The organism is Marinobacter arenosus (genome assembly GCF_019264345.1).
GTDB classification, from domain to species: Bacteria; Pseudomonadota; Gammaproteobacteria; order Pseudomonadales; family Oleiphilaceae; genus Marinobacter; species Marinobacter arenosus.
The window spans coordinates 158,381-169,494 of record NZ_JAHVAO010000003.1; the positions used below are offsets into that span (position 1 = coordinate 158,381).

Annotated in this window: 6 protein-coding genes; all 6 read right to left on the reverse strand. The window is 57.3% G+C overall.

The features are described 5' to 3' along the window. Nucleotide 1: 1 nt before the first annotated feature. On the reverse strand, nt 2-1,927 hold the full coding sequence (gene thrS, locus KXD86_RS16735; RefSeq protein WP_218637299.1) for a threonine--tRNA ligase: 1,926 nt from the start codon (nt 1,925-1,927) through the stop codon (nt 2-4). Nucleotides 1,928-2,087: 160 nt separating this feature from the next. Further along, nucleotides 2,088-4,688 carry a TRAP transporter permease gene (locus tag KXD86_RS16740; RefSeq protein ID WP_218637300.1) on the reverse strand — a complete coding sequence of 867 codons (2,601 nt, stop codon included), beginning with the start codon at nt 4,686-4,688 and terminating at the stop codon, nt 2,088-2,090. Nucleotides 4,689-4,773: 85 nt separating this feature from the next. Beyond that, the gene (locus KXD86_RS16745) at nt 4,774-5,757 is read right to left on the reverse strand and encodes a TAXI family TRAP transporter solute-binding subunit (protein ID WP_218637301.1); all 984 of its coding nucleotides are present in this window, start codon (nt 5,755-5,757) and stop codon (nt 4,774-4,776) included. Between the two features lie 184 nt (nt 5,758-5,941). Beyond that, the gene (locus tag KXD86_RS16750; protein WP_218637302.1) at nt 5,942-8,326 is read right to left on the reverse strand and encodes an efflux RND transporter permease subunit; all 2,385 of its coding nucleotides are present in this window, start codon (nt 8,324-8,326) and stop codon (nt 5,942-5,944) included. Nucleotides 8,327-8,372: 46 nt separating this feature from the next. Continuing rightward, nucleotides 8,373-9,518 carry a WD40/YVTN/BNR-like repeat-containing protein gene (locus KXD86_RS16755; RefSeq protein WP_228739650.1) on the reverse strand — a complete coding sequence of 382 codons (1,146 nt, stop codon included), beginning with the start codon at nt 9,516-9,518 and terminating at the stop codon, nt 8,373-8,375. 144 nt (nt 9,519-9,662) lie between these two features. After that, nucleotides 9,663-11,051: a DUF1329 domain-containing protein gene (locus KXD86_RS16760; protein ID WP_218637303.1), complete on the reverse strand. Its 1,389-nt coding sequence runs from the start codon at nt 11,049-11,051 to the stop codon at nt 9,663-9,665. Between the last annotated feature and the right edge of the window lie 63 nt (nt 11,052-11,114).

The window sequence follows — 11,114 nt, forward strand, 5'->3', positions numbered from 1 at the left end:
ATTAGATCTCCGTCTTTGTTTTGCCCTTGCGCTCAACATCTTTCTGTAAAAGCTGTTCAAACGCTTCAAGCGATAGTGTTCCCAAATCTTCACCTTTGCGGGTTCTCACCGCAACAGCGTTGTTCTCGATTTCTTTGTCACCGACAACGACAAGATAGGGAACCTTGTTAAGAGTATGCTCGCGGATTTTAAAGCCGATCTTCTCGTTTCTCAAGTCAGCATTAACCCTATAGCCCAAAGAATCCAACTTTTTCGCCAGATTCTGACAATATTCGCGCTGATTGTCGGTGATATTGAGTATGGCAACCTGAGTCGGCGCCAACCAGGTCGGGAATGCGCCCTCATACTCTTCTATCAGAATACCAATGAAACGCTCAAACGAGCCAAGCACCGCACGGTGCAGCATCACCGGCGTTTTCCGCTCGGAATTATCGGCAACGTACTGCGCGCCCAGACGACCCGGCATGGAGAAATCCACCTGAATGGTGCCACACTGCCAGACCCGGCCGATACAGTCCTTCAGCGAGAATTCGATTTTCGGACCGTAGAACGCGCCTTCACCGGGCAACAGTTCCCAGTCAACGCCCTCGCGGTTCAGGGCTTCTTCCAGTGCGGCCTCGGATTTGTCCCACACTTCGTCGGAACCGACGCGCTTCTCCGGACGCGTGGACAGTTTGTAGAGGATCTGGTCGAAGCCGAAATCCTTGTACACCTCGTGCAGAAGGTCGATAAACCGGGAGACCTCCTCCTGAATCGCGTCTTCCTCACAGAAAATATGCGCATCGTCCTGGGTAAAGCCGCGCACGCGCATCAGGCCGTGCAGCGCCCCGGACGCTTCATTCCGGTGACACGACCCAAACTCGGCCAGCCGCAGGGGAAGGTCCTTGTAACTCTTCAGGCCCTGATTGAAGACCTGAATGTGACACGGGCAGTTCATCGGCTTGATGGCGTAGTCGTGCTTTTCCGATTCGGTCGTGAACATGTCATCGTGGAACTTGTCCCAATGGCCAGACCTCTCCCACAGCGCGCGGGAAACCACTTGCGGCGTCTTGATCTCTTTGTAGCCGTGGTTGTGCAGCATGTCGCGCATATACTGTTCAATTTCCTGGTACAGCGACCAGCCATCCGGATGCCAGAACACCATGCCCGGTGCTTCTTCCTGCATGTGGAACAGATTCAGCTTCTTGCCGATCTTGCGGTGGTCCCGCTTCTCGGCTTCCTCCAGGCGGTGCAGATAGGCCTTGAGGTCTTTCTTGTTGCCCCAGGCGGTGCCGTAGACACGCTGGAGTTGCTCGTTGCTGGTGTCGCCGCGCCAGTAGGCGCCGGCCACCTTGGTCAGCTTGAACGCCTTGAGCTTACCGGTGCTGGGCACATGCGGGCCGCGGCACAGGTCGATGAAATCGCCCTGACGGTAGAATGACAGGTCTTCGTTGCCCGGAATGTCCTCGATGATCCGGACCTTGTATTCCTCACCCATGTCGTCAAACAGCTTCACCGCCTCGTCGCGGGACAGCACGGAACGGGAAACGGGAATATCCTGCTTGGACAGCTCTTCCATCCGGTTTTCGATGCGCGCCAGGTCTTCGTTGGTAAACGGGCGGTCGAACTTGAAGTCGTAGTAGAAGCCGTTGTCGATGACCGGGCCAATGGTGACCTGTGCCGACGGGAACAGTTCTTTTACCGCCATGGCCAGAAGGTGGGCCGTTGAGTGGCGGATAATATCGACACCGTCGTCATCGCGATCTGTGATGATCGCCAGATCGGCATCGTCTTCAATGCGGTAGCTGGTGTCTACCAGCTTGCCATTCACGCGGCCAGCCAGTGCGGCCTTCGCCAGACCAGCGCCGATGTCGGCGGCGACGTCATGAACGGATACGGGTTCTGCAAAACTGCGATGGCTGCCATCCGGCAAAGTTACGACGGGCATGAAAACACTCCAGTTGGTTACTCAGCGGTGATCTATACCAGAGATCACATGATGACGGCGTTCCACGATACAAACCGCGGGCCGATTCGACCGGGAGTCTAACAGAAAAAAACCCGGCAGGTTAATGCCGGGTTTTCACGGAGCCATCGGGGCCAAAAGGTCAGGCAGTCTGAGGTTCTCCGCCCTCTCGTGCGCGTCGTCGAAGCTGGCCGAAGGCGAGTATTGCCAGCAGGATCAGGGCCGGAATGAACATCAGCTCTTTCGGAGGACGTTCTTTCTGCACCTGCACCGCATCAATGCTCCAACCGAAGCTGATACCCGCCTGCTCCGCAATGCTGCCAAAGCTTACAAAATCCACGACCATCTGCTCACCCTGCGGCGACACCTCAAGCCCCGCAGCGGCCAGTCGCTGGGCCGGTGTTTCCGCCTCGGGCAGCGGCAGCCTCAGGTATTTCGACACTTCTTCACCATCAATCGACATACCAGAGGCCTGAATGATAATGGGTTCACCGGCAGGCACCTCATCCACGTATTCAAGCACTTCGGCCCCGGGCCGGTTCTCCGTCGGCGGATAGACCATGTCCCACCAGAAACCCGGGCGGAACAGCGTGAAGGTGATGAGCAGCAACAACACCGTTTCCCACCAGCGGGTCTTGGTAAACCAGAACCCCTGGGTTGCTGCCGAGAAAACCAGCATGGCGGTCACCGCACTGAAAATCGTCACCAGCAGGTCCACCCAGCCCGTCAGTCCGATCAGCAATAACTGGGTATTGAAGATGAACATGAACGGCAGAATGGCGGTGCGGATGTCGTAGGTGAAACCCTGGACACCCGTTCGTATCGGATCGGCTCCGGATATGGCCGCGGCGGCATACGCCGCCAGCCCGACGGGCGGCGTGTCGTCCGCCAGGATCCCGAAATAGAACACAAACAGGTGGACCGCGATCAGCGGAACCAACAGGCCGTTGGCCGCACCCAAGGTGACAATGACTGGCGCCATCAGGGTCGATACAACGATGTAGTTCGCGGTGGTCGGCAGCCCCATCCCAAGGATCAGACTTATGATGGCGGTAAAGATCAGCATCAGCAGCAGATTACCGCCGGAGATAAACTCCACGAACTGGGTCATCACCAGGCCGATGCCGGTCAATGTCACGGTTCCAACGACAATGCCGGCGGTAGCGGTCGCCACACCAATGCCCACCATGTTTCGGGCACCCGTCACCAGCGAGTGGGCCAGGTCAATGCCGCCCTGTTTGAGCTGATGACCATAGTGTCCCTGCTTGTGGAAGAACGCCTTCAACGGGCCCTGGGTGATGACAATGAAAATCATGAACACCGTGGCCCAGAACGCGGACAGTTGGGGCGAGAAGCGTTCGACCGTCAGGCACCAGACCAGGACCACGACCGGCAACAGAAAGTAGAGGCCAGTCTTGACCGTGGGCCCGACTGGCGGCAACTCGTCCATGGCTTTATCCGGATCGTCTTCCTCAAGCGCAGGAAAACGGGTCGCGTAGCCAACCAGCCCAACGTAAATCAAGACCAGTAGCGGCGTGAGAACCCACACGGCTGCAGCGCCCAGCCAGTCCTTCATCCAGCCGATGCCGTAATAAACCACCAGTGTCAGGATGCTGAGCCCCAGCAGGATTACCACCCAGTTGAGCATGCGCTGAGCGAGCGTGGGACGGTCCAGACGCTCGATCCCCTTCATATTCAGCTTGCAGGCTTCAAGATGAACGATGTAGATGAGCGCCACATAGGAAATCATCGCAGGCAGAATCGCGTGCTTGATGACCTCCAGGTAGGAGATACCCACATACTCCACCATCAAAAAGGCTGCCGCCCCCATGATCGGCGGCGTCAGTTGACCGTTGGTCGAGGCAGCAACCTCAACGGCGCCGGCCTTGGTGGCCGGAAAGCCCACCCGCTTCATCAGCGGAATGGTAAACGTTCCGGTGGTAACGACATTGGCAATGGAAGAACCGGAAATGACGCCACTCAGGCCACTGGACACAACGGCAGCTTTTGCAGGGCCGCCGCGCATGTGGCCAAGCAACGCATAGGCAACCTGAATGAAATAGTTCCCCGCACCGGCCCGTTCAAGCAGCGCGCCGAAGAGAACAAACAGGAATACGAAGCTGGTTGAAACACCCAGCGCGACACCAAACACCCCTTCGGTACCAAGCCACTGGTGCGACGCCAGCTTACTCAGGCTCGCGCCCTTGTGAGAAATAACGTCCGGCATGTAGGGACCGGCAAGGGAATAGACGATGAAGACCCCGGCGACGATGGTCAGCGGCAGGCCAAGCGAGCGCCGGGTGGCCTCAAGAAGCAGAACCAGCCCGCCCAGAGCGACAACCATGTCCTGGGTATTCGGAGCACCCGGCCGCGTTGCGAGCTGATCGTAGAAAATATAGAGATAAGACGCAGCGAAGGCCGCTGCCAGTGCAAGGACCCAGTCATAAACCGGGACATGGTTGGCATGCTTTCCGCGGATCATCGGGAACGCGGCGAACGCGAGAAACGCGGCAAAGGCCAGGTGAATCGATCGCGACTCCGTGGAATTAAAGACGCCGATCTCGAAAATGTACGGTAGCGGTGACGCTATCCATAGCTGAAAAAGAGACCAGAGCAGAGGGATGACAAACAGAATGACAGCGGCTGCGCCAGTCGTTGCTCTCCCACCGGATTCGGTCTGAAGAAACTCTTCGACTTTCTGTCGGTCGATGTCATTCCCGGCTCTCGGGTCGCTATTGCTCATAGCTGAATCCTGTCGGAGGAAAACGGGAGGGTCAGTCGTAGCCGCCGGCAGGAAGCGCCGGCGGCCAAAGTGAAGCAGCGACTGATCAGTCGATCAGGCCGGCTTCCTTGTAGTACTTCGCCGCACCTGGGTGCAGGGGCGCACTCAGAGCGTCGGTTACCATTTCCTCTTTCTTCAGGTTGGAAAAGGCCGGGTGCAGACGCTTGAAGCTGTCGAAGTTCTCGAACACCGCCTTGACGACCTCGTAAACCACCTCGTCCGGAACGTCGGTGGATGACACGAAGGTTGCAGCCACACCAAAGGTGGTTACATCCTCGTCGCTACCACGGTACATGCCGCCCGGAATGGTGGCTTCGCGGTAATACGGGTTTTCGGAAATGAGCTTGGCGGTCGCGTCGTTTTCGACGTTGACCAGGACGCTGTCACAGGAGGTCGTTGCCTCTTTGATGGAACCGGACGGATGGCCAACGGTGTAGAAGAACGCATCGATGTTGCCATCGCAGAGCGCCTGGGACTGCTCCGCCGCCTTGAGCTCGGCCGCGAGGGAGAATTTGTCCAGGGTCCAGCCCATTTCCTCCATCAGCACTTCGGCCGTGGCACGCTGACCGGAACCTGGGTTACCCACGGAAACCCGCTTGCCTTCGAGATCTTCAAAGGTAGTGATTCCGGAACCCTTGCTGGCAACCACGGTGAACGGCTCCGGGTGCAGGGAGAAGACCGCACGCAGGTCCTTGTTGGCGCCATCGTCCTTGAACTGGCTGGTGCCATTGTAGGCGTGGTACTGCCAGTCGGATTGGGCAACGGCAAGATCGAGCTCACCCTGGCGAATCGCGTTCAGGTTGTATACCGAACCACCGGTGCTCTCAACCGAACAACGGATACCGTGCTCTTTACGGTCCATGTTCACCAGACGGCAGATTGCACCACCCGCCGGGTAATAAACGCCGGTCACACCACCAGTGCCAATCGTCACAAAACGCTGCTCTTGCGCGGAAACCGAAGTTGAGGCCACACCGAAGCTGACGGCGGCTGCAGCAGCGAGCGCTGATACCTTATGTTTCAGGGTCATGTGAGTTCTTCCTTCTTCTGATAGTTGTAATAAAAAGCCCGTCATTTCCTGAGGACAAGCTTGGGTTCGTCTTAGAACATAGACCAGTTCAGACTATAAATAAAGTACGCGTTTCCCGGCTAACCTTTTGACCAGACAACAAAAAAGCCCGCAGAGCGGGCTTTTTTGCGGGTCCTTGCCGGGACTACTTCGCGGCGCGGGCCTTGGCCAGCATGCGGTCCGGACGCAGCAGGAAGCGCGCCAGAGCCGGTAGCAGCCAGATGGCTCCCACCATGTTCCAGAGGAACATGAAGAACAAGAGGAAGCCCATGTCGGCCTGGAACTTGATCGGAGAGAAGATCCAGGTCACCACGCCCAGACCAAGCGTTACGCCGGTAAACATAACCGCCTTACCGGTCGAACGCAGGGTCTCGAAGTACGCATCCTGAAGCGTCTTACCTTCCAGCAAGAACTTCTCAAGCTTGCTGTAGATGTAGATACCGTAGTCCACACCGATACCGACACCCAGCGCAATTACCGGCAAGGTCGCCACCTTGATACCGATACCGGAGACCGCCATGATCGCCTCACACAGGATCGACGTCAGACCCAGCGGGATAACGATACACAGCACGGCGCGAATGGACCGGAACGTGAGCAGACACAGCAGGCTCACCACACCGTAGACCATCATCAGCATCAGGTCCTTGGCGTTGGAGATAACTTCGTTGGTGGCGGCTTCGACACCCGCATTACCCGCTGCCAGAAGGAACGTGTGGTTTTCGTTGCTGTTGTTGGACGCAAATTCCTCGACCCGCTCAACCGCCGTCTGCAGGGTCTCGGCTTTGTGATCCTCCAGGAACACCAGTACCGGTGTCAGGCTGCAATCCGTGTTGATGAGACCGGACGGTGCATTCCGGATGGATGCGTTGATGATGGTCTGGTTGCGGGAAATCTCGAACCACTTCCAGTTACCCTCGTTCAGCGCCTTGGTCACAATCTTGGAGACATCCGCCAGGGACGCAGTGGACTGAACGCCCGGTGTGTTCTGCAATTCCCACTGGAGACTATCCATGGCACGCAGCACGTCGTACTGGGTGCACTGCTCGACCGGGGTCTTCACCATGACCACGAGCACGTCGGCACTGGTGGAATAGTTATCGATGATGAAGGCATTATCCTGGTTGTAGCGCGAATCCGCGCGCAGTTCCGGCGCACCGCGATCGAGGTCGCCCACCTTCAGGTCCTGTTTGTAATAGAGACCAAGCCCCAGGCCAATGACCGCGATCAGCAGCGAAATCGGCGCCACACCCGGATGGGAGAAGTACGACAATACGCGCCACTTGCGATCCTGCTTTTCTCCGTGATTCTGAACATGACGAACACCGCCCTTGGAAATCCCCACGTAGGACATGATCAGCACGTGCAGAACCAGGTTGGTGACGATGACGAAGGCGACACCAATACCAGCAGCCACCGCCAGATCGCGGATAACATCGATCTCGATGAAGAACAGGGTCAGGAAGCCGAAAGCATCGGAGATCAATGCCAACATGCCGGGGATGTAGAGGGCACGGAACGCCAGACGCGCCGCCGTAATTGCATCAAAGCCTTTGGCCGATTCCACCGCCATGGCGTTCACAATCTGAACCCCGTGACTGATACCGATCGCGAACACCAGGAAAGGCACCAGGACCGAATAGGGATCCAGACCATAGCCAAGCAGGCGCAACGCACCCAACTGCCAGAATACGGCGATAATCGAGGTGAAAACCGGAACCAGCGTGCCCGCGATGCACCGGGAATACCAGAACAGCAGCAGAGTCGTCAGCAAAATGGTGATACCAGCGAACCAGGCGATTGAGCCGATCCCCTCGATCAGGTCGCCCACTTTCTTGGCGAAGCCCACGATGTGGATGTCGATATTGGGATTCTGGGCTTCGTACTTCTGACGGATCTTCTCTTCGAGTTGACGGGAGAACTCGCCGTAATCGAGCGGCTGACCGGTCTCAGGGTTCTTCTCGTAAAGTGGCGCGTAGACGATCGTGGATTTGAAATTGTCCGCGATCAGACGCCCGACTTCGTTCGAACGCAGCGCATTCTGACGAAGCTGCTCCAGGCTTGTGTCAGAGCCATCGTAGTTGTCGGGAATAACAGTACCGCCCTGGAAGCCCTGTTCGGTCACTTCAACCCAGCGGACGTTGGAGGTCCACATGGACTTGAGTCCGGAACGGTCCACGCCGTCCAGGTAAAAAACCTCGTCGGTAATCTGCTTCAGCGTCTCCATATACTCGGCGCTGAAGATGTCACCCTCCTTGACTTCAACCGCGATGCGGACAAAGTTACCGAGATTCTGGAGATCGTCCCGGTGATCCAGCATGTTGATGATGTATGGATGCTGGAGCGGAATCATCCGCTCAAAGCTGGCGTCAGGCTGAATTTTCGCCGCGTTGTACCCCAGGAACAGGGTAACGAATAAAAAGCCAATCAGGATGGCCGCGCGGTTATTGAAAATCACGCGTTCCAGAAACGGCTCCGCCTTTGGCGTCGTCAGGTAATGTTCGCCCTTGTCATGCTTAGGGTTGGACATTCAAAAGCCCCTCTATTTTCTGTTCGGTTGTTGCCACATCAGGGCGTTATTGAAGGTTTTTGCCTTTGGCATCGGTCACTTTCACGCCACCTTCACCAACCAGCAGCAGGTTGGTACCCGAAACCGGCACTACACTCATGACGCCCTGGCGGTCGTCACGCAGGTACTCACGGAAGGTATCACCACCGTTACCGCTGGTGAGAACGGCACCACTGTTGCCGACCAGCACAATTCGGGAATCCTCGGCAAAGCCGTCATTCAGTGTTGCGGTGGAACCGGTACTGACCATGGACCAGGACTTGCCAAGGTCCGTCGAGAACATCAGCGTCCCGCGAAGACCAAACGCCAGGATTTCGTTCACCCGACCGGTACCGATCACGCCAAACAGCGAGCCGGGATACGGGCCTTCACGCTGCTCCCAGGTCTGCCCCTCATCTACCGAGACGTGGATCTGACCCGCTTCGCCCACGATCACCATCGCGCCGCCACCGATTGACGAGATGGCGTTCAGGTGGAAGTTCTGGGGATTTTGAAGCTTTGGCGACCAGTCCTGCCACGTCTCGCCACCATCGTCGGTGTGGAAGAGCATGCCGTAGGCACCGATCACAAACCCTGAGTTCTTATCGGCAAACCACACATCCAGGAACGGGTTGACCGGACCAATGTCGAGGTCCGCCTGCATGTTCTCAAGCGCAAAGTAGAGGTCGTCCAGCGCCCACTCCAGATCGGATTTTTCATCCTCTGGCGCAGCTTCAACCCGCTCTTCCATGGCCGCGATGGCCTCCTCCTGGCTTTCAATTGCCAATTCAGCTGCCCGTGTTCCGGTCAACTGGAGGTTCCAGGTTTCGCCGGCATCATCCGAATGAAGCACCACACCGCTGTGACCAACCGCCCACCCGTGTGTCTCACTACCGAAATCGACGCCAGTGAGGGTGACAGAGACCGGAACCTCTGCCTGGGTCCAGCTGTCGCCCTCATCATCTGAGTAAATGATGTGCCCACGCTCGCCAATCGCCACGATACGATCGCCGGCACGTTCCACGTCATTCAGCAGACTTACGGGAGCCAGCTCAGTTGGTCGCGCTGGTGTTTCGATAACGTCCGCCAGCGCAAATGCGACCGGGGACGCACAGGCCATGGAAAGCCCAAGGCACGCTGCACCCAGGGTTTTACACATAAAGCTTGTAGCCATTCGGATTGCCTATAGGTTGTTTTTACGTGTGTCTCTGACCGGGTCATCCCGGCTCTAACTGCAAAGATACCGGCAACCTTTCGGATGCCGGTATATCTAGCGCCTACTCCTTAGGGGCGCGGGAAACTCCTGATGATCTGAACCTTAGCGGACGCTCCGGCGGCGCAGGGAAGCCGGAGAGAAATACCGCTTGTTCGGGACGTCATCGGTGAAGACCCGGGTGTTCGGTTCTTCCGTGTCCAGTCCCTGAACGTGATAGCGTCGGGCCTGGAGATCGTGGAATGCCTCAAGGGTAGTCCATACACCCGGCAATTCGTAATAGTTCTTGAGTACACCCATGCTGACACGCCACAACTCGCCGCGACCGTCGTACTGGTCCAGCAGGGCGGTATTCCAGCTGTCCTCGTCAACGTAGAAGCGACGCTTGGCGTAGATGTGTCGCTCTCCGTCCTTCAGGGTGGCCGTCACAACGTGAACCCTGTGCAGCTCCCAACGCATCAGATCAGGGTTGAGATGCGCCATGCCGAGAATTTCGGAGTACGGAAGCCCCTTCTGAGCAATCTCGTAGTTGTTGTACGGGATGTAAATTTCCCGTTTACCCTCGTAGGTCCAGTTGTAGCGGTCCATGGCACCGTTGAAGATATCGGTGTCATCCGCGGTACGAAGGTTATCGGCTGCCGCGATCGGGGAATCGTAACCCAGGTTCGGTGCCCGGCGAACCCGACGCTGCCCAGCGTTGTAGCCCCAGCCGTTACGCGGGTTGATGATCTGGTTCATAGTCTCGTGTACAAGAATCGCACCACCGGCCAGGCGGGGCGGAGACTGGGTAAACGAGAGGTAGTAGAAGATCACGTTTTCGAGGGTATTTTCGCCGCCCTCAGGATTGTAGAAGTTGAAGAAAGCTTCCTGCTGGGACGTCACCAACGTGTAATCGCCGTTCTGCTGAACCGCCACTTCACTGGCACGTCGGGTCAGTGAGACACCACGCCAGCGGGTCAGATGGTTCCAGATGACCTGCCACGCTTTTTGCTCATCATTGCCGCTCAGAATCGGGAACGGATAGCCACCGAAGGCGCCATCAATACCGGCGCTTTCACCAACGATTTCGGCACTGGTGGCATTCTCACGGGTATTGGCTTCAACCCAGTCCGGCACGGAATGGGTCCTGCGGGTCTTGTAGACCGGAATCCGGAACGTGGTCGGATAGGTTTCCAGCATCGCCTTCAGACCATCCGTGAGGTGCTCGGAATACTGGTCAGCATTGCTGGCATTGATGGTGAACAGCACCTCATCGTCCGGGAACGGATTGGGGTGGTGCTGGCCGCTCCCCTCGTAGCTTGCCGGTGGCTTGGTGATGCCGCCATCCCAGGCGGGAATGGTTCCAGCCTCGTTCCCCGCCTTGGGAGAACCGAAAGGCGTCAGATCTTTGCCGAGGCGCGCAGCCTCACTTGAGGAAACCGCGGCGTACGTTGGCGCTGCGGCGACAGAGAGGGCCATAAGGCCGCCGAGAATAGCGTTCTTATTGTATCTCATTATGTAACCTTAATCCGTCTGGAAGCCTCTTGAGGGCTTTTTATTATCGTCTGCCGGGAGACG

Excerpts from the sequence above, each read along its gene's own strand:
- KXD86_RS16745 (WP_218637301.1), bottom strand. The coding sequence starts at position 5,757 with ATGACCCTGAAACATAAGGTATCAGCGCTCGCTGCTGCAGCCGCCGTC.
- thrS (WP_218637299.1), bottom strand. The coding sequence starts at position 1,927 with ATGCCCGTCGTAACTTTGCCGGATGGCAGCCATCGCAGTTTTGCAGAA.
- KXD86_RS16760 (WP_218637303.1), bottom strand. The coding sequence starts at position 11,051 with ATGAGATACAATAAGAACGCTATTCTCGGCGGCCTTATGGCCCTCTCT.
- KXD86_RS16740 (WP_218637300.1), bottom strand. The coding sequence starts at position 4,688 with ATGAGCAATAGCGACCCGAGAGCCGGGAATGACATCGACCGACAGAAA.
- KXD86_RS16750 (WP_218637302.1), bottom strand. The coding sequence starts at position 8,326 with ATGTCCAACCCTAAGCATGACAAGGGCGAACATTACCTGACGACGCCA.
- KXD86_RS16755 (WP_228739650.1), bottom strand. The coding sequence starts at position 9,518 with ATGGCTACAAGCTTTATGTGTAAAACCCTGGGTGCAGCGTGCCTTGGG.